The sequence below is a fragment of the Pseudomonas sp. LB3P31 genome (assembly GCF_054897945.1).
On the sequence record NZ_CM142710.1, the window covers coordinates 4,275,366 to 4,295,225 of the forward strand.

Here is a 19,860-nt window from a genome sequence, read left to right on the forward strand (position 1 = left end):
CTGCAACTTGCATGTCGATAATTTCCAACTCATGCAAATTGCATGATTCCGGAAATTGGCGTTTTTCATAACTACATGATTAATAAGGAAAAATTGACTGTCTCAAAGTTGGCACAGCGTTCGCAACATACCCAGTAACCCTGCTGACAAGACATGCAGCAGACTTTCCAGAAAAAACAGGAGTTACTCGTATGAAGAAGTTCGCTATCACTGCCGCTGCTGCTACCGCGCTGACCCTGACCATGGCCGGTTCGGCATTTGCACAAAACACCCAGGCTACCCAGGCACCAATGGTGCTGGCTGCTGGTGAAGTGACACAAGCCAAAGAAGCTACTTCTGACACCTGGATCACTACCAAAGTCAAAGCTGACCTGGTTACCGAAAAAGGCATTCCTGGTACCGACATCAAAGTCGAAACCAACAAAGGCGTAGTGTCCCTGTCGTCCACCGTAGCGGTGACTGACGCTCAGAAAACCACCGCCGTGGCTATCGCCAAGAAAATCAAAGGCGTCAAAGCGGTCTCCGCTGACGGCCTGAAAGCCGACTAAGGCAAGACTTCTCGCCTGGACCGGGAGAAGGCGCGACAGACGGGCCGAGAGATACGTCTGTTGCCGCTTTGGAGTTCATGCGAAAGGTCATAAGGATGTGACCATTACAGGCCCTGGCATTCGTGTCGGGGCCTGTTTTATTGTGCCTTCAGTAAAAGATCGCAGCCTCGTTTCACATGTAGGAGCTGTCGAGTGAAACGAGGCTGCGATCTTTTGATCCTCAAAGCCCGCGCTTGCTGGTGATCTGCACCAGCCGATTGCCTTCGAACTTCAGGAACTGATACATGCCGCCGTGCGGCCCGTAGGTCCATTCCTCCACCTGATACTCCTCACGCCGGTTGGCGCTGCGCTTGTAGCCCAACGCATCCCGTGCAACAGGCTCCCCGCATTTTTGCAGCACTTCCCCCGACCGGTCTCCAACGCTGATCAACTGACTGCCACAGCGCAGGGTGTCGGCCGCCGACGCCTGCCCGGCGAGCACCAGCAGCGCCAGGCCAAGCGTCCATCGCCGCATCGTCATTCGGCATCCAGATGCAGCGGCGTAATCACCCGGCCATCGCTCTGCGCTTCACCCAGGCTTGCGTCGATGAAGTACACGCGCTCGTCGGCCAGTTGGCCCTTGTCGACCAGATAATCCTTGATGCTGCTGGCGCGGTCCTGCCCCAGCTGACGCAACAGCACGTCATTGGAGCTCCAGAACTTGATCACGCCGTCGCGCATTTTTGCGGTACGTTCTTCCTTGCCCAGGTCCTTCCATTCGGCAGGCGGCTGGATTTTCAGGCGAGTACGGTAGATCCCTTCCAGCAGCGGCCCTTTTTCGCTGTCCGGCACGTCCAGTAACCCGGCCTTGGCCGGTACTTTGTCACCGCGACGCTGGAGCATCTTGTAGTAGTTGTACTGGTATTCGCGCTCCAGGCGTTGCTCGGCGAGCAGTGGGCCATCGCTGCTGGCTGCGGCAGTGCCTTCGATTTCCAGACGCAGCGCCGGACGCTCCTTGAGGGCCTGGGACAGCTTGACCAAGGCAGCCTCGGCGTCCTTGCTCAAGTCGCTGGAGCCTGGGGCGAACGAGACGGTTCCCAGGTCCTGCGAGCCACCACCACTGACCAGGCCGGCAATCATCTTGAATGGCGCGGCGGCGGCTTTGACGATCAGGTTGCGCAGGGTTTGCCAGACGATCGGCATCACGCTGAACTGCGGATTGTTCAGGTCGCCGGTGACGGGCAGCTCGATGGAAATCTTGCCATCAACGTCCTTGAGCAGGGCGATCGCCAGTTTCAACGGCAGGCTCACGGCGTCCGGACTGTCGACTTTTTCTCCCAGTTGCAGCTGTTCGACCACCACCTTGTTTTCGGCCTTGAGCTGGCCTTTGGTGATCATGTAGTGCAGGTCGAGGTTGAGCCGGCCCTTGCGGATGCGATACCCGGCAAACTTGCCGGAGTAGGGCGTCAGCGTGGTCAGCTCCACTCGCTTGAAGCTGGTGGCGATATCGAGGCTGGCCATCGGGTCGAACGGATTCACCGCGCCCTTGATGGTCACCGGTGCGTAGCGATCGACCTTGCCCTTGATGTCGACGCTGGCGGGTTTCACCTGACGGCTGTCGATGGTGCCGATGGAGCCGTTGAGCTGCTGGACGGCCGTGGCAAAATTCGGCGTCAGGCTGAAGTCGGCGAAATTCGCCGAGCCATCGTTGATGGCAATGCCGCCGACATGGATCCCCAGCGGTTTGTCCTTGCTCGCCGGTTTGGCTGCGGCGGTCTTGCTGCCAGAATCTGCAGGCTGCGGAATCAGCAGGTCATCGACGTTGGTGGTGCGGTCGTCGTTGATCATGAAACGCACGTAGGGCTGGAACAGGTTGACCTTGTCGATCGACAGGCTGTCGCCGTGTTGGTAGTTCAGGCCTTCGAGCACCAGTTGCTGCCACTTGAGGAAGTCACGGGTCTTTAGCGTGTCGAGGGTGTGCAGTTGGTCGACCTGGGCCCGGCCGGTGACGCTGAGCGCCAGGGGTTCGGTGCTTTTCAGGTCGACCGCCAGGTCACTGCCGAGCATGCCGCTGCGCAGTTCCAGGCGAATGAACGGGTTGATATACGATTGGGCGACTCGCAGGTCGATGTCCTTGGTCTGCACTTTCAGTTTGGCGCTGACCGGAGCCAGGTTGACCACGCCGTCTGCCGTGAGCTTGCCTTGCTTGCCGACCCCGGTGTCGAGCTTTAGGTTGAAAGGCGAGCCGTTGAGGCTGTCGAAATTCTGCAGGTCGACGTTCAGCGGGCTGATGTCCAGCTCGACGGCAGGCTGGGCCTTGCGGTCCGCCAGATGCACCTGGTAATTGCGCAGTTGCACATCCTTGAGCAGCACTTGCCAGGGTTTGCTTGGCGCTGCCGGCTCGGGTTTCGGTGAGTCGGCGGCCGCTGGTGCGCTGGCCGGTTCGGCTTTGGCTTTGGCGGCTGCTTTGGACGGTTGGCTGGCGAACAGCTTCTGCCAGTCGAGTTGGCCATCGGCTTCCAGCGCAGCCCATGTTTCCAGTTTGTTGCTGCGGATCTTGCCGACAACGACTTGTTGCCTGGCCAGATCGATGGACGTTTCAGTAACGTCCAGGCGTTCCAGTTTGACCAGTTGCCGGCCGTCCGGGGCTTTGATCGCGAAGGGCGCGACATTGAGCGAGAGGTTGCTCAGCAGCAGCTCGGTTTCCTTGGACAAATTGAGTTTGTAATCGGTACTCAGGCTGTAGATGCCGTTTTCGAGTACCAAGGGCACGGAGTCGCGTACGTAAGGCCAGAAGGCCTTCATCTTGCCGTCGGTGATCTTCAGCTTGCCCTCGGAGGCGATGGGTATAAGGCTGAAATTACCGGTCCAGTCGATTTGCCCGCCGTTGGGGCCCGCGGCCACGAGCGTCATGTCGGCGCTGTCTTCGGGCAGGGTGCTGAGGTTTTTCAGTTCGAAGTCGAGCTTGTCGTAGAGAAACTCGATAGGTTCGCTCGGCCGGGCATCCTTGAAATGCACCAGACCATCGGCCAGTTTTATCCGCTCGATCCGCAGCGGAAATGGCTTTGCGTTCGGGTCGGTCGGGGTCGGTTCGCTGGCCGGGATTTTGAAAAGGCCGAGCAGATTGAGTTTGCCGTCTTTGTCGAACAGGATTTCGGTCTTGGGTTTATCCAGCTCGACGTCGGACAGGTGCAGCGCCTTGGTCCACAGGCTGTCGAGTTGCAGGTTGGCATAGAGCCGCTCGAAACCGACCTGTTCCTTGCCCGGCTCGCCAATGATCAGGCCCCAAAGCGTTACTTCCAGGCTGAACGGATTGAGTTCAATGCGCTGGATGTGGGCGGGCACCGCTGCGTAGTTGGCCAATTGCTGGTTGGCGACCCGCAACGCGATGCCCGGCAAAATCAGAAACCCCAGCAGGCTGTAGAGAGCCAGAGCAGTCAACAAGGCGCCAATAGCGCGTATCAATCCTTTGGGCATGTGCGGCTTCATCTGTCTGAATCGGAGTGCCTTGGAGTATGGCACGCCATTCTGGTTCCGAAGTGCTCACGCCCTATAGGATTTATCTGAAAGTGTCAGGGAATTTCAGAGTTGCAGGATCAGGGTTTTCAGCGGTGGCTGCTGGTCCATTGACGGAAAGTCCGCGCCGGGAGCCATCACGGTCCATTCGCGAACCGGGCGCCCGGCCTTTTCGGCGCAGCGCAAAACCTGCTCGCGCCAGTCGTCCATGCTGACTTTCGCCAGGTTGTTACAGCAGATCAGCACGCCGTTATCTGCCGTGCTCAGCAAGGCCGGCTTGAGCAGGCTCTGATAGTCGCGCAGCAGGTCGACGGTGCCGAACGCGCTCTTGGCCCAGGCGGGTGGATCAAGCAGCACCAGGTCGTACTGACGCTGCTCCAGGCGCGGATAGCTGGGCAGCTTCTGACCGCGACGCTGGCTGATGGGCAGGCCGGCCAATTGGCGGATCGCCGGGAAATAATCGGACTGGATGAATTCCATGGCCGGCAGTTGCAGGTTCAGCAGGCCGTTTTCACGCCCGACCGCCAGGTTGCCTTCGGCGAAGTCCAGGTTGCACACCTCCCGCGCGCCGCCGGCTGCGGCGCTGAGCCCGACGCCACAGGTGTAGGCGAACAGGTTGAGCACGCTCTTGCCTTGGCTATGCGCCTTGACCCAGCCGCGGGTGTTGCGCAGGTCGAGGAACAGCAGGGGATCTTGCCCGGCGTGACGGCCGCGCACCCGGTAGTTCAACCCCCACTCGTGGCCGACCAGGTCTTGCAGCGCGGCTTCGTCGGCGCGGTATACGGTGTCTTCGCGATCAATTCGCGAATTGCCCCGGGAGCGGTCGTTGTAGACCAGCAGAGTGTCGAGGTTCAGGTACTGATTGATGGTTGCGTGCAATTCGAGCAGCGCTTCGCGTTCCAGCGCTTGATGGAAGCTTTGCACCAGCAGTTGCGGGCCGTAGCGGTCGATGGTCAGGCCGCCGGCGCCTTCCTGGCTGCCATGGAACAGGCGATAGCAATCGGTGCCTTGTTGATGCAGCTCGGCAAGCAGATCCTGGCGCTGATCTAGGGCGGCGCGCAGCGCCTGATTCAAGGAAGACATGCTGGGCGCCTTGCAGAAGGAATTTGGCGCGGGAGTTTAGCAGTTTGTCAGCTGAGCAGTCCCATCCTGCGCTTCGCCCGCTGCACCGAACCGTTACGCACCGCCCAGCGCAGCATCGGCGCGCTGCGGTTGACGCTGGCGCGGATCAGCTTACGCTGCAGTGGGCTCTGACTCACGCCCAGCATGTCACTGGCCCAATCCGGCAGCAGGTCGATCCCGGCCTGCATCATCAGCCCACCGAATGGCTTGGCCAGACGGCTGGGGGACGGGGCGTTCAACAGCAGTCGCAACACTTCGCGACTGCGCTCATCGCACAGCAGCTGTGGGCGAATGCGGTCCAGGTAGTCGGCTATTTCCTGCCTGGAGCGGGGCACATCCCGGGCGCCCAGGCGTTCGGCGACCAGGGCGATTTCGGCGTAATAGCGATCCTGATCGGCCAGCGACAACTGCGGGTTGCGGTAGCGCAGATGCGCCGCGAGGAAGTTGCTGACTTCCGCCACATGCACCCAGGTCAGCAGATCCGGATCGCTGGCGGCGTAAGGTCGGCCATCGGGCGCGGTGCCGGTGACCTGCAGATGGATGGTGCGAACCTTCTCGATCAGCCAGTCGGCATCCTTGCGCGAGCCGAAGGTGGTGCCAGAGATGAACTGGCCGGTGCGGCGCAAGCGGCCGAGCATGTCCTCGCGAAAATTCGAGTGGTCCCACACTCCCGCCAGCGCCAGGGGATGCAAGGCCTGCAACATCAGGGCGCTGATGCCGCCAATCAACATGCTGCTGAAATCGCCATGCACCTGCCAGCTTACCGAGTCGGGGCCGAACAGCCCGGGATCGCCTTTGGGGTTTTCCAGGTCGAGCTTGCCCAGGGACAGCCCGGTCAGGCTCATGATCTGGGTTTCGATGCGGGTACGGATGAATTCCATGGAGACTCTGTGGCAAATAAATGGGGCTGTAGGAGCCTGCAAGCCGGCTCCAGCAAATTCGTTACTGGTTCAGCCGTCTATCCACCAGATCCTCTACCACGCCTGGGTCGGCCAGGGTCGAGGTGTCGCCCAGGCTGTCGAGCTCATTGCAGGCGATCTTGCGCAGGATGCGGCGCATGATCTTGCCTGAACGGGTTTTCGGCAAGGCTGGCGCCCACTGGATCAGGTCGGGTTTGGCAAAACTGCCAATTTCCTTGCTGACATGCTCCAGCAGTTCCTTCTTCAACTGATCATTGGGCTCGGTGCCATTCATCGGCGTGACAAAGGCGTAGATGCCCTGGCCCTTGAGGTCGTGTGGATAACCCACCACGGCGGCCTCGGCAATGCTGTCATGCAGCACCAGCGCACTCTCGACTTCTGCGGTGCCAATGCGATGCCCTGACACGTTAATCACATCATCAATACGCCCGGTGATCCAGTAATCGCCATCTTCGTCGCGGCGCGCGCCGTCGCCGGTGAAATAGTAGCCAGGGTAGGGCTTGAAGTACGTGTCGACCATCCGCTGGGGATCGCCGTAGACGCTGCGGATCTGTGCCGGCCAGCTGGATTTGATCGCCAGCACGCCGCTGCCGGCGCCTTTGATTTCCTTGCCGACTTCATCGAGCAGTACCGGTTGCACGCCAAACATCGGCTGAGTGGCACAGCCAGGCTTGATCCGCTGGGCGCTGACCAGGGGGCTGAGCATGATGCCGCCGGTCTCGGTCTGCCACCAGGTATCCACGATTGGACAGCGCTGCTCGCCTACGACGTTGAAATACCAATCCCACGCCTCCGGATTGATCGGCTCACCGACGCTGCCGAGTAATCTGAGGCTCGCGCGGGAGGTTTCCTTCAAGGGTTCAGGGCCTTCACGCATCAGCGAGCGCAGGGCAGTCGGGGCGGTGTAAAAGATGTTGACCTGGTGTTTGTCGATTACCTGCCAGAAGCGCGAACTGCTGGGGTAACTCGGCACGCCTTCGAATATCAGCGTGGTCGCACCGTTGGCCAGCGGCCCATAGACGATGTAACTGTGACCGGTGACCCAGCCGACATCGGCGGTGCACCAGAAGACTTCGTTGTCGCGGTAATCGAGTACGTACTTGAAGGTCATCGCTGCTTGCAGCAGATAGCCGCCGGTGGTGTGCAGGACTCCTTTGGGTTTGCCGGTGCTGCCGGAGGTGTAGAGGATGAACAGCGGGTCTTCGGCGTCCATCGGTTCAGGCGGGCAATCGTCGCTGACGTCGCGCACGGCCTGGTGATACCAGAGATCACGCCCCTCGACCCAATCCACGTCGCCCTGGGTGCGCTCGACCACAATAACCGTGCTGACGTCAGGGCAGCTTTGCAGGGCCTGGTCGACTTTGGCTTTGAGCGGCACGACTTTACCGCCGCGCACGCCTTCATCGGCGGTGATCACGGTGCGGCAGTCAGCATCGAGAATGCGGTCGCGGACCGAGTCCGGGGAGAATCCGCCGAACACCACCGAATGCACTGCGCCGATCCGCGTGCAGGCGAGCATGGCGTAGGCGGCTTCCGGGATCATCGGCATGTAGATGCACACCCGATCGCCTTTTTTCACGCCACGGCTTTTGAGCACGTTGGCCAGGCGACAGACGTGGTGGTGAAGCTTGCTGTAGGTGATTTGCACGGAATCGACGGGATCGTCGCCTTCCCAGATGATTGCAACCTGATCGCCGCGTTGTTGCAGATGGCGATCGATGCAGTTGTAGCTGACGTTCAACTGGCCCCCGGCAAACCAGCTGGCTTCACCGGTTTTCATGTTATAGCGCTGCACGGTCTCCCAGGGTGCGCTCCAGTCGAGGAAGCGAGTGGCCTGTTCGGCCCAGAAGGTGCTGGGGTGGTCGATGGACTGGCGGTACAGGCGCTGGTAGTCGTCCTGACTCAGATTCGCAGCCCGGCGGACGGCATCGGCTTTGGGGAACGTGCTGATATCGAACATGACGGTTCCTTATGCTTGTTTGGGTAAACAAGCCATAAAGATGCGCCGAGTGCACAGCGGGTTCAAGTTATACACAAAACCAATGTGGGAGCGGGCTTGCTCGCGAAAGCGGTGGGGCAGTCAACAATGATGGTGACTGACCCACCGCTTTCGCGAGCAAGCCCGCTCCCACAGGGGAGAGGAGTTTTGCTTTAAATCACCCGCGGTGACGACCACGGAAGTAGTTGATCAAACCCTGGGTAGAAGCATCGTCAGCCGGAGTTTCTTCGCTGCCCACCAGGCGGTTGTAGACGCCTTTGCCCAGTTCCTTGCCCAGCTCCACACCCCACTGGTCAAAGGCATTAATGCCCCAGATAACGCTCTGCACGAACACTTTATGTTCGTACATTGCCACCAGCGCGCCGAGACGACGCGGGCTGATACGCTCGACCACGATGGTGTTGCTCGGACGGTTGCCCGGGATCACCTTGTGCGGAGCGATCTTGTGCACTTCTTCTTCGCTCATGCCTTTGTCACGCAGCTCGGTTTCGGCCTCGGCAAGGGTCTTGCCGAGCATCAGTGCCTGGCTTTGCGACAAGCAGTTGGCGTACAGCCACTGGTGATGGTCGGACACCGGGTTGAAGCTGACAATCGGCACGATGAAGTCGGCCGGGATCAGTTGGGTGCCCTGGTGCAGCAACTGGTGATAGGCGTGCTGCCCGTTGCAACCTACGCCGCCCCAGATAACCGGACCGGTCTCGGTGGAAACCGGCGTGCCATCCTGACGGACGCTCTTGCCGTTGGATTCCATGTCCAGCTGTTGCAGATGCTTGGTGATGTTACGCAGGTAGTGGTCGTACGGCAGGATCGCGTGACTCTGCGCGCCCCAGAAGTTGCCGTACCAGACACCGAGCAACGCCAGCAGCACCGGCATGTTCTGTTCGAACGGTGCACTCTGGAAATGCTGGTCCATGGTGTAGGCACCGGACAGCAATTCCTTGAAGTTCGACATGCCGATCGCCAGGGCGATCGGCAGGCCGATGGCCGACCACAGCGAATAACGCCCGCCGACCCAGTCCCACATCGGGAAGATGTTTTCTTCGCGAATACCGAAGGCTACGGCGGCGGCGTTGTTGCTCGATACCGCGATGAAGTGGCGATACAGCTCGGCTTCCGAACCACCCTGGGCGAGGTACCAGGCACGGGCGGCCTGGGCGTTCTTCAGGGTTTCGAGGGTGTTGAAGGATTTCGACGAGACGATAAACAGCGTGGTCTCGGCGCGCAGCTTCATCGTCAGCTCGTGGAACTCGCTGCCATCGATGTTCGCCAGGTAGTGGCAACGCACGCCTTTCTGGGCGTAGGACAGCAGCGCTTCGGACACCAGCTCGGGGCCGAGGAACGAACCCCCGATGCCGATGTTGACCACGTCAGTGATCGGCTTCTCGGTATAACCGCGCCACAGGCCGTCATGGATGCGGCCGACGAGATCGGTGATCTGGTTCAACACCTTGTGTACTTCAGGCATCACGTTGACGCCGTTCACCGACAACTTGTCGCCCACCGGACGACGCAGGGCGGTGTGCAGCGCCGGGCGACCTTCGGACGAGTTGAGGATTTCGCCTTCGAACAGCGACTTGATCGCGCCCTTGAGGTCGACTTCATTGGCCAGGCCCACCAGCAGGTCGCGGGTCTCGGCGTTGATCAGATTCTTCGAGTAATCGAGGAACAGGCCGCAGCTGCTGAGGGTGAATTGCGTAAAGCGCTGCGGGTCGGCATTAAACGCTTCGCGCATGCTGAAATCCTGCATGGCTTGGCGGTGATCATTCAACGCTTGCCAGGCGGGCAGAGCGGTCACGTCGGGAGGAGTGCGGTAGTACGCCATCGCTGCGGGTATCCTTTTTACTTGAACGGCTTTTGAACACTAAAAATACCGGATCGCTGCGGGTGGGCGTCCGGTCAACTGCGTCTTCACGTTTTCATGGCGCAGGGCGAATACAGTAACCCTCGCGCTGCAATCTGTCTTGAATTTGTCTGACCCGTCCCCGGTACTATTTATACATCGAGGGAGAGGACGAGCCGACAAACGGAAGGGAATGGCGTTTCTGGTTCGATCAGGCGACCTGAACCGGAATGGCATTGCTGGTGTGACTCAGTTCATTACCCGGCGCCATGTACAACATGCGCGGCTTGAAATTGAGCAGTTCGGCCTCGCTGTAGTGAGCGTAGGCACAGATGATCACGCGATCGCCGACCTTGGCCTTGTGCGCCGCAGCGCCATTCACCGAAATCATCCGCGAGCCTTCTTCGCCACGGATGGCGTAGGTGGTGAAGCGTTCGCCGTTGTCGACGTTGTAGATCTGGATCTGTTCGTACTCGCGAATGCCGGACAGGTCCAGCCAGTCACCGTCGATGGCGCAGGAACCTTCGTAATCGAGAACCGCGTGGGTGACTTCGGCGCGATGCAGCTTGGCCTTGAGCATGATGGCGTGCATTTGTTGTTATCCCAGGTCGAAATCGAACGGCGGGCATAGTGCCCGAGGGCTATGGGGGCGGCAATACCGATCCCCTGTAGGAGTGAGCCTGCTCGCGATAACGGACTATCAGCCAACACGTGTGTCGAATGTCCGTCCCTCATCGCGAGCAGGCTCACTCCTACAGGAGTTTTGCCGTGGCCTTAGGCGGGAGCGTCGAGATTGAGGTGCAGGTTGTCGATCAACCGGGTCGTACCCAGGAACGCCGCTACCAGAATCGCCAGATCCCGATCCTGCGCGGTGGCCGGGCGCAGGTTCAGTGCATGGCGGATTTCCAGATAATCAGGACGCAGGCCGGCGGCTGCCAACTGTTGCGACTTTGCCTGGAGCAATGCCGGGTAGTCGCGTTCACCTTGCTTGATCGCCTCGGCAATCTCGCTCAGCGTGCGATACACAATCGGCGCCACGGCCCGCTGCTCTTCACTGAGGAAGCCGTTACGCGACGAGAGCGCCAAGCCATCGGCGGCACGTACGGTCGGTTCGCCGATGATCTGCACCGGCATGTTCAGGTCATGCACCAGCGACTTGATCACTGCCAATTGCTGGAAGTCTTTCTGGCCAAAAATAGCCAGGTCCGGCTGGACCATGTTGAACAGCTTGCTGACGACCGTCGCCACGCCTTCAAAATGCCCGGGACGGCTGGCGCCACACAGGCCTTCGGAAAGGTGCGGTACGCTGACCAGGGTCTGGCCGTCCATGCCGTCCGGGTACATTTCCTCGACACTCGGCGCGAACAGCAGGTGGCAGCCGGCCTGGAGCAGTTTTTCCTGGTCGGCGGCGAGGGTGCGCGGGTACTTGTCGAGATCTTCGCCAGCCCCGAATTGCAGCGGGTTAACGAAAATGCTCGCGACCACGAAGTCCACTCGTTGAGAGGCCTTGGTAATCAGCGCGACATGCCCGCTGTGCAGGTTGCCCATGGTTGGCACAAAGCCGATGCGCTTGCCTTCACTGCGCGCACGGGCTACGGCGGCCCGCAGTTCGCGGACGGTTTTTACGGTGTTCATGCAGAGAATCCGTGTTCGATGCCTGGGAAAGTCGCCGCTTTGACTTCGGCTACGTAAGCGCTCAAGGCCGAGTGAATGTTCGGTTGCCCGTTCATGAAGTTCTTCACGAACTTGGGCACGCGCCCGGTAATGGACAGGCCCAGCATGTCGTGCAGCACCAACACCTGGCCATCGGTGGCGCTACCGGCGCCGATACCGATTACCGGAATCTTCACGGCGTGGCTGATTTCTTCGGCCAGTTCGCTTGGCACACATTCCAGCAGCAGCATGGCGGCGCCAGCCTGCTCCAGGGAAATCGCGTCGGCACGCATCTGCCGCGCCTGATTTTCGTTGCGGCCCTGGACTTTATAGCCGCCAAGGATGTTTACCGACTGCGGCGTCAGGCCCATGTGCGCACACACCGGGATCCCGCGTTCGGCCAGCAGGCGAATCGAATCCGCCAGCCACAATGCCCCTTCAACCTTGACCATGTGCGCCCCGGCCTGCATCAACACAGCGCTGTTGCTCATGGCCTGTTCGGTAGTGGCATAGGCCATGAAAGGCAGGTCGGCGAGGATCAGCGCGTCGGAGTTGCCGCGTTTGACGCACGCCACGTGGTAAGCCATTTCTGCGGTGCTGACCGGCAGCGTGCTGTCGTGCCCTTGCAAGACCATGCCGAGGGAGTCGCCCACCAACAGCACTTCAACCCCGGCCTCGTTGCAGGCGTGGGCGAATGTTGCGTCGTAGCAGGTCAGCATGGTGATTTTTTCACCTTTTTGCTTGAGACCTTGCAGGGTGGTCAGGGTGATGGCTGGCATTAAAAGGTTCCTCATTCAGGCGCTGTGGAAACTACTGCGAGTAACGCGCGTGATTCGTCGTTGAATACAGGCGCACGGTCTGGTGTCGTGCTTTTAAGGCCTGGATTGCGCCCTGTAACGCCGTGTTGGCGGCGGCGGGACGCCTATAGTCGTGAGGAGAACTCGGGAAGTCAATTGCGTGTGTTACCGCGTTGTTACGCGGGGGGTGTTACCGATGTAATAGACGCCTGTAGGAGTGAGCCTGCTCGCGATGGCATCGACGCGGTGTTGCTGGGAGACCGCATCGACTGCATCGCGAGCAGGCTCGCTCCTACAGGGGATCGCCTTTTGACTGGGAGAGGCGTTCCAGGCCGACGAACGGGCAGGCAGCCAGCAGGTCGGTGAGTCCTCGACCATCCGCCAAACGCAGATCCGCAGGCGTCAGTTCAGCCAGTGGATACAGGACAAAAGCCCGTTCCTGTATCTGGTAGTGCGGCACCTTGAGGCGAGGTTCGTCGATCAGTCGATTACCAAACAGCAAAATATCAAGGTCCAGCGTGCGCGGCCCCCATCGTTCCAGGCGCTCGCGGCCTTGCTCGTTCTCGATGGCCTGCAGCGCATCAAGCAGCTGCAGCGGCGCAAGCGTGCTGTCGAGGGCGGCAACCGCGTTGGTGTAACGCGGTTGGCCGAGTAACAGCGAATCACTCTGGTAAAACGCCGAGACCCCGACCAGCGCGCTCTGCGGCAACTGCGCCAGCGCGTCGAGGGCGCAGCGCAATTGTTCGGCGGGGTCGGCCAGGTTACTGCCCATGCCGATGTAGATGCGCTCCATCAATTACTCGCCCGTAGCACTCGGGGCGTCGGCTGCGCGCTTGCGCTTGGCGCCACCGCTGCGACGACGTTTGCGTGGCGCGCCAGTGCCTTCATCCTTGCCGCTCAGGTCGCGGATCATGTCCCGACGCTCACTGTCGTTGGCGTCCTGGTAGTCCGTCCACCATTCGCCCAGGCCATCGGTCTGCTCGCCGGCGCTTTCGCGCAACAGCAGGAAGTCGTAACCGGCGCGGAACCGCGGGTTGTCCAGCAACAGGTCGGCACGTTTGCCACTGCGACGGGGCAGACGTTCCTGCATGTCCCAGATCTCGCGGATCGGCATGGTAAAACGCTTCGGAATGGCGATGCGCTGGCACTGTTCGGCGATCAGTTCGTGAGCAGCTTCCTGCATCGCCGGGATCGGCGGCATCCCACGTTCCTGCAGGCGCAGGACGCGGGCGGGCAGGGCAGGCCACAGCAGCGCGGCAAACAGGAACGCCGGCGTTACCGGCTTGTTCTGCTTGATGCGCAGATCGGTATTGATCAACGCTTCACTGATCAGCGTGTGGGTGTAGGTCGGGTTGTATTCCAGCGCCTCGGCACTGGCCGGGAACAACGGGTCGAAGAGCTGCAGGTCCACCAGCATTTCGAAGGTGTCTGCGGCGTGCCCGGAGAGGAATAGCTTGAGGACTTCCTCGAACAGGCGTGCCGAGGGAATTTCCCGCAGCATGGGTGCCAGCTCGCGAATCGGCGCGGCGCTGTGTTTTTCGATGCCAAAATTGAGTTTGGCGGCGAAACGCACGGCTCTCAGCATCCGTACAGGATCTTCCTGATAGCGTTGCTTGGGGTCGCCAATCAAGCGGATCAGGTGGTTGCGAATGTCGTGTACACCGTTGGCGTAATCGAGGATGCGCTCACTGACCGGGTCGTAATACAGGGCGTTGATGGTGAAGTCGCGGCGCTGCGCGTCTTCTTCCAGGGTGCCGTAGACGTTGTCGCGCAGGATCCGCCCGGACTCGTTGCGGGAAGATTGATTGCTGTCTTCTTCCTCGTCGTTTTGCGGGTGGTTGGCGCGGAAGGTCGCGACTTCGATGATTTCGCGGCCGAAGTGGATGTGCACCAGCTTGAAGCGACGGCCAATGATCCGCGCATTGCGGAATTCGGCACGCACCTGTTCAGGGGTGGCGCTGGTGGCAACGTCGAAATCCTTGGGGGTGATGCCGAGCATCATGTCCCGCACACAGCCACCCACCAGGTAAGCCTGGTAGCCGGCGTTTTGCAGGCGCTCGACGATGTTCACCGCGTAACGGCTGAATTGACCCTTTTGCAGCGAATGTTGGCCGCTGTTGAGCACTTCAGGCGTACTGCGAATGTGTTGCGTATGACGCTTGGGCGTACGGAATGACTGGAACAGCTTCTTCAGCATGGGATGCACTGTTTGAAGGAATGTTCGGCCATAACAAAGAATGACCGCATGATGGGCCGGGATTCTAGCATTTAGTCGAGGGATGGTGTAGGACGCAGGCGATATCACCTGTAGGAACGAGCAAACCGCAGAAACCACAAGGGGAGCCGAAGCTCCCCAAGAAGTAGTTGCATGCTCTATTTTTATTATTGGTGTCGGGCTTTTTGTTTTTGTTAAGTGCCCTCGTCACGAAGATTTTCCTTCGTGACCCTCCCAATCGGGAGCCAAGAGCAAACGGATTGCTTTGGTCGCTGTGCTGCAGTGATCTTTCGATCCAACCAGTTCAGGCTCTGTCTTAGGACAGTTTTTGTTGTTCTCGGCCTGGTCGTGGGGCAAGCCCCAAATACAACGCCTCTCCAAAAGAATCAGTTAGCTGCGCCTCTCGCCGTCTTGTTTTTATTGTGCGTGAGTCGATTCGTCTTATTTTTATTATCTTGTTCATTGCTTGTTATTGTTCTTGTACCAGACATATAGCAGGGTGCGTGCCAACTTTTGTGAAAGCCAGTAAAACAAGGGGTTAAGCAGGTTGTTGGGCTTTTTTGAGGACAAAAAAAGCCGGGGCTTCGTTACCGTAAGCCCCGGCTTCTGTTACGTGAAAAACCTGAGGTAACAGTTTTTTCACATATCTACCTGTTACCCGCACACTCGACAGGTGACATTCAGCTCTCGCTGGCTACCCCGGTCTTGCGGCGTGGGATGCCCAAGCGTTGGCGGCGTTCCCACAGGCATTTGCGGCTGACCCCAAGCTTGCGAGCCAGCTCGGTCTCGGTCATGTGGTCCTGGTGCTCAAGCACGAAGTGCTGGAAATAGTCTTCCAGCGACAGGTCCTCGGTCGGTTCATGGCTGGTGTTACCTGCGCCGCCCTGTTGCGGCGCCAGGCCGATGAACTCGTCATCGTCGAGATCGTTCAGCTCGATGTCGATGCCCAGCAGCTCGGCGGAAATCTCCGGGCTCTCGCAGAGGATCACTGCGCGTTCCACGGCGTTTTCCAGTTCCCGCACGTTACCTGGCCAGGAATAGTGACGAATTGCCTGTTCGGCATCCGGGGCAAACTTCAGATCGGTGCGGTTGACTCGCGCGCTCTGGCGAGCGAGGAACGCGGTGGCAATCTCGTTGACGTCGGCGCCACGCTCACGCAGCGCCGGTAGTTTCAAGGCGATCACGTGCAGGCGATAGTACAAGTCCTCGCGGAACTGACCGATCTTCGCGAGGCTCTTGAGGTCCCGGTGGGTCGCAGCGATCAGGCGCACGTCGACCTTCTGCGACTGCACGGAGCCGACCCGGCGGATTTCGCCTTCCTGCAACACGCGCAACAGGCGAGCCTGGGCTTCGAGCGGCAGTTCGCCAATCTCATCGAGGAACAGGGTGCCGCCATCGGCCGCTTCGACCAGACCGGCACGCCCGGCACTGGCGCCGGTGAATGCGCCTTTCTCGTGACCGAACAGTTCGGACTCGATCAGGCTTTCCGGAATGGCCGCGCAATTCACCGAAATCATCGGTGCCTTGGCACGCCGGGACAGGTTGTGCAGGGCGCGGGCCACCAGTTCCTTACCGGTACCGGACTCACCCTGGATCAGCACATTGGAGTCGGTCGGCGCCACTTTGCGGATCTTGCTGTACAGATCCTGCATGGGCGGGCACGAACCGATGATGCCGATTTCGCCATTGCTGTTGTCGACACCGTTTTTCGCCGCGCCAGGCGTGGCCTTGCCGGTGACCGGTTCAGCGCCGGTGGATTGCAGCGACTGGCGGTCACGCAGGATGCGGGCGACGGCTTGCAGCATTTCGTCGTGATCGAAAGGCTTGGCGATGTAGTCCACCGCGCCCATCTTCATTGAGTCGACCGCCGAGCGCAGGCTCGCGTAGCTGGTCATGATCAGCACCGGAGTGCCCTGGCCGAGCTTGATCAGCTCGGTACCCGGCGCGCCCGGTAAACGCAGATCACTGACGATCAGGTCGAATGTGGGGATAGTGAATCGTTCTTGTGCTTCCTGCACGGAACCGGCTTCGCTGACCTGGTACTGGTTGCGTTCCAGCAGGCGGCGCAAGGCGGAGCGGATAATTGTTTCGTCTTCGACGATCAAAATGTGCGGCATTGATTCAATACTCTCGACGGTCTCAGTTCACAGCGGACGTCGCTTCGACATGACGCGGCAAGGTCACCCGGATACGGGTGCCGCGTTGGCTTTGAACATCAGCCGGGCTGTCGATGGTGATTTGTCCATAATGCTCTTCAACGATGGAATAGACCAGTGCAAGGCCCAGACCGGTGCCTTCGCCAGGGTCCTTGGTGGTGAAGAAGGGTTCGAACAATCGGTCCATGATGCTCGAAGGAATACCGCTGCCTTCGTCTTCCACGATCAGGTCGACCGTGTGTTCGCCGGCTTCGCTCTTGACCCGTACGGCACTGCCGGGAGGCGAGGCGTCGCGGGCGTTTGAGAGCAGATTGATCAAAACTTGAGCAAGGCGCTGGGGGTCACCTTCGACCCAATGATCGGGGTCGCACAGGTTGTAGAACTGCACCTCGAAATTGCGCCGGTTCAGCGCGAGCAAACCGATCGCGTCCTGGGCCACTTCGGCCAGACAGACGGGCTCGTCACTGTGCTGATGACTGCCCGCGTGGGCGAAACTCATCAATGACTGAACGATGCGCGACACACGTTTGGTCTGTTCGAGAATCTGCCCACTGATCTCCTTCAGCTCGCCATCGTCTTCACGTTCCTCGCGCAGGTTCTGCGCCAGGCAGGCGATGCCGGTGATCGGGTTGCCGATTTCGTGGGCGACACCGGCGGCCAGGCGACCGATGCTCGCAAGGCGCTCGGAGTGCACCAGCTTGTCTTCGAGCATCTGGGTTTCGGTGAGATCTTCCACCAGCAGTACCAGGCCGCTGTTGCCCGGTGCCAATGGCTCGTCGATCGCGGCTTTGTGCAGGTTCAGCCAGCGAGTCTGGCCATCCAGCGCCAGGTGCTGCTTGTGCAGGTGCTCGTCCGGCAGGTTGATAAAGCCTTGCAGCAGTTCTTTCCAGGGATCGGCGATGGTGCTCAGGCGCGAGCCGACCACACGTTGCGCGGCGATTCCGGTCAGCTCTTCCATGGCCTTGTTCCACATCAGGATCTCCTGATCCTTGGCCAGGGAGCAGACGCCCATCGGCAATTCCTGCAGGGTCTGGCGGTGGTAGCGGCGCAGGGCATCCAGTTCTGCGGCCAGCCCGGTGAGGCGTGAGTGGTAATCCTCGAGGCGGCTTTCAATGAAGTGGATGTCTTCAGTGACATAGTTTTCCCCGCCGGCCTTATAAGGCAGGAAGGTTTCGACCATGTCCTGGGCGACGCTCGGCCCCATCAGGCCGGAGAGGTTGGCTTCGATCCGGTCCCGCAGGCGGCGCAAGGCGTACGGCCGGCGCTCGTCGAAAGGCAGATAGAGGTCGCGCAGGGCTTGCTCGACTTCCTTCTGCGCGGCCTTGGCGCCCAAGGGCTTGGCCAGTTGCGTGGCGAATTCCTGGGGCGAGGCGGCGTGCAATTCGCGGCGCTGCGGGCGGCGCACGTTGTCCACGGCGCAGGCTTCTGCGGCGCTTGCCTCTTCCGGGCTGGCATTGGTGAACAGCGAAATCAGGGTGAACATCAGTACGTTGGCTGCCAGCGAGGCGATCGCCGCCATGTGCCAGCTGGTGTCATCCAGCACGTAGATCATGTTCAGCAGCGGAATGTAGAAGCCCTGCAGATTGCCGACCAGCGGCAACAACATGGTCACCAGCCACACCAGGATTCCCGCGAGCAAGCCGGCGATAAAGCCGCGACGGTTGGCGGTCGGCCAGTACAGCACCGACAGTACCCCAGGCAGGAATTGCAGGGTGGCAACGAACGCGACGATGCCGAGGTTGGCCAGGTCCTGCTCGGCGCCGAGCAGCAGGTAGAAACCGTAGCCGGCCATGATGATTGCGACGATCAGGGCCCGACGGGTCCACTTCAGCCAGCGATAGATGTTGCCTTCGGCTGGCGGCTGGTAGAGCGGCAACACCAGGTGGTTCAGCGCCATCCCGGACAAGGCTAGGGTGGTGACGATGATCAGGCCGCTGGCCGCAGAAAGTCCGCCGACATACGCCAGTAATGCCAGCGCCTTGCTGTTGGCGGCGATGCCGATGCCCAGCGTGAAGTATTCCGGGTTAGTCGTAGCGCCAAGCTTCAGCCCGGCCCAGAGAATCAGCGGCACCGCCAGGCTCATCAATAGCAGGAACAGCGGCAGGCCCCAGCTGGCGCTGACCAGAGATCGCGGATTGAGGTTTTCGGTAAAGGTCATGTGATACATGTGCGGCATCACGATGGCCGAGGCGAAGAACACCAGCAGCAGGGTGCGCCACGGACCTTCCTGCAACGGCGTGTGCAGGGCGGCGAGGGCGGTCTGGTTTTGCAGCAGCCACAGTTCAAGCTGCTGCGGACCGTCGAACACTCCATACAGCGCGTACAGGCCAACGCCGCCAATCGCGATCAGCTTGATCACCGACTCGAAGGCGATGGCGAACACCAGCCCTTCATGCTTCTCGCGGGTGGCAATGTGACGTGAACCGAAGAAAATCGTGAACAGGGTGATCAGCGCGCAGAAGCTCAAGGCCACTCGATGCTGCACCGGCTCGCGGGTCAGGATGCCGATGGAGTCGGCCACCGCCTGGATCTGCAGCGCCAGCAACGGCAGCACGCCGATCAGCATGAAGATGGTGGTCAGTGCGCCGGCCCAGGTGCTGCGGAAGCGAAACGCAAACAAGTCGGCCAGTGACGACAGCTGATAAGTGCGGGTGATTTTCAGGATCGGGTAGAGCAGCACCGGTGCCAGCAGGAACGCGCCGGAAACCCCGAGGTAGCTGGAAAGGAATCCGTAGCCGTACTGATAGGCCAGGCCGACTGTGCCGTAAAACGCCCAGGCACTGGCGTAGACCCCCAGCGACAGGGTGTAGGTCAACGGATGGCGAATGATCGCCCGGGGAATCATGCCCCGTTCGCTGATCCAGGCTACGCCGAACAACACCGCGAGATATGCGGCACTGATCAGGATCATCTGGGTCAGGCTAAAGCTCATCGGCATCTTTTTGGCTCTGCAGGATGAAGGTCACAACGATCAGAATCAGCCAGAGCAGATAAGGGCGATACCAGGCGCCAGTGGCGTCGATCCACCAATCCATGATGGCCGGGGAGAACAGGTAAATGCCCACTACCAGAAGCAGGACCAAGCGATAGATGTACATCCCGGCCTCTCTTTTTT

15 protein-coding genes are annotated in these 19,860 nt (G+C 60.2%); 1 reads left to right on the forward strand and 14 read right to left on the reverse strand.

The window, feature by feature from the left end; all coding sequences use genetic code 11:
• The first annotated feature begins 191 nt into the window (after positions 1 to 191).
• On the forward strand, positions 192 to 548 hold the full coding sequence (locus tag ACYZTK_RS19455) for a BON domain-containing protein (RefSeq protein WP_462011325.1): 357 nt from the start codon (positions 192 to 194) through the stop codon (positions 546 to 548).
• Between the two features lie 220 nt (positions 549 to 768).
• On the opposite strand, the gene ACYZTK_RS19460 is transcribed toward ACYZTK_RS19455, so the two are convergent.
• The 14 genes from ACYZTK_RS19460 to ACYZTK_RS19525 all read right to left on the reverse strand — a co-directional run bounded on the left by ACYZTK_RS19460 (position 769) and on the right by ACYZTK_RS19525 (position 19,843).
• Positions 769 to 1,062: a DUF2845 domain-containing protein gene (locus ACYZTK_RS19460; protein WP_462014935.1), complete on the reverse strand. Its 294-nt coding sequence runs from the start codon at positions 1,060 to 1,062 to the stop codon at positions 769 to 771.
• A 2-nt stretch (positions 1,063 to 1,064) separates the two neighbouring features.
• Positions 1,065 to 4,016 (reverse strand): DUF748 domain-containing protein, encoded by a 2,952-nt coding sequence (locus tag ACYZTK_RS19465; RefSeq protein ID WP_462011326.1) that lies wholly within the window; start codon positions 4,014 to 4,016, stop codon positions 1,065 to 1,067.
• A gap of 93 nt (positions 4,017 to 4,109) precedes the next feature.
• A complete protein-coding gene (locus tag ACYZTK_RS19470; protein WP_462011327.1) occupies positions 4,110 to 5,126 on the reverse strand; it encodes a class I SAM-dependent rRNA methyltransferase in 1,017 nt (338 codons plus the stop codon).
• Between the two features lie 47 nt (positions 5,127 to 5,173).
• Positions 5,174 to 6,046 carry an oxygenase MpaB family protein gene (locus ACYZTK_RS19475; RefSeq protein ID WP_462011328.1) on the reverse strand — a complete coding sequence of 291 codons (873 nt, stop codon included), beginning with the start codon at positions 6,044 to 6,046 and terminating at the stop codon, positions 5,174 to 5,176.
• A 61-nt stretch (positions 6,047 to 6,107) separates the two neighbouring features.
• On the reverse strand, positions 6,108 to 8,045 hold the full coding sequence (gene acs, locus ACYZTK_RS19480) for an acetate--CoA ligase (RefSeq protein ID WP_462011329.1): 1,938 nt from the start codon (positions 8,043 to 8,045) through the stop codon (positions 6,108 to 6,110).
• A 196-nt stretch (positions 8,046 to 8,241) separates the two neighbouring features.
• On the reverse strand, positions 8,242 to 9,906 hold the full coding sequence (gene pgi / locus ACYZTK_RS19485) for a glucose-6-phosphate isomerase (RefSeq protein WP_462011330.1): 1,665 nt from the start codon (positions 9,904 to 9,906) through the stop codon (positions 8,242 to 8,244).
• Positions 9,907 to 10,135: 229 nt separating this feature from the next.
• A complete protein-coding gene (gene panD, locus ACYZTK_RS19490; protein ID WP_434655625.1) occupies positions 10,136 to 10,516 on the reverse strand; it encodes an aspartate 1-decarboxylase in 381 nt (126 codons plus the stop codon).
• Between the two features lie 182 nt (positions 10,517 to 10,698).
• Positions 10,699 to 11,559 (reverse strand): pantoate--beta-alanine ligase, encoded by an 861-nt coding sequence (gene panC, locus ACYZTK_RS19495; protein ID WP_462011331.1) that lies wholly within the window; start codon positions 11,557 to 11,559, stop codon positions 10,699 to 10,701.
• Positions 11,556 to 12,356 (reverse strand): 3-methyl-2-oxobutanoate hydroxymethyltransferase, encoded by an 801-nt coding sequence (gene panB / locus ACYZTK_RS19500; protein WP_462011332.1) that lies wholly within the window; start codon positions 12,354 to 12,356, stop codon positions 11,556 to 11,558. Before panB ends, panC begins: the two co-directional genes overlap by 4 nt.
• A 310-nt stretch (positions 12,357 to 12,666) precedes the next feature.
• Positions 12,667 to 13,167 (reverse strand): 2-amino-4-hydroxy-6-hydroxymethyldihydropteridine diphosphokinase, encoded by a 501-nt coding sequence (folK, locus tag ACYZTK_RS19505; RefSeq protein ID WP_462011333.1) that lies wholly within the window; start codon positions 13,165 to 13,167, stop codon positions 12,667 to 12,669.
• Between the two features lie 3 nt (positions 13,168 to 13,170).
• A complete protein-coding gene (locus tag ACYZTK_RS19510; protein ID WP_462011334.1) occupies positions 13,171 to 14,571 on the reverse strand; it encodes a polynucleotide adenylyltransferase PcnB in 1,401 nt (466 codons plus the stop codon).
• Between the two features lie 698 nt (positions 14,572 to 15,269).
• Entirely contained in the window at positions 15,270 to 16,706 is a 1,437-nt protein-coding gene (locus tag ACYZTK_RS19515; protein WP_462011335.1) for a sigma-54-dependent transcriptional regulator, read from the reverse strand.
• 22 nt (positions 16,707 to 16,728) lie between these two features.
• The gene (locus ACYZTK_RS19520) at positions 16,729 to 19,683 is read right to left on the reverse strand and encodes a sensor histidine kinase (protein WP_462011336.1); all 2,955 of its coding nucleotides are present in this window, start codon (positions 19,681 to 19,683) and stop codon (positions 16,729 to 16,731) included.
• Positions 19,667 to 19,843 carry a hypothetical protein gene (locus ACYZTK_RS19525; protein ID WP_003176118.1) on the reverse strand — a complete coding sequence of 59 codons (177 nt, stop codon included), beginning with the start codon at positions 19,841 to 19,843 and terminating at the stop codon, positions 19,667 to 19,669. Before ACYZTK_RS19525 ends, ACYZTK_RS19520 begins: the two co-directional genes overlap by 17 nt.
• Positions 19,844 to 19,860 lie beyond the last annotated feature (17 nt).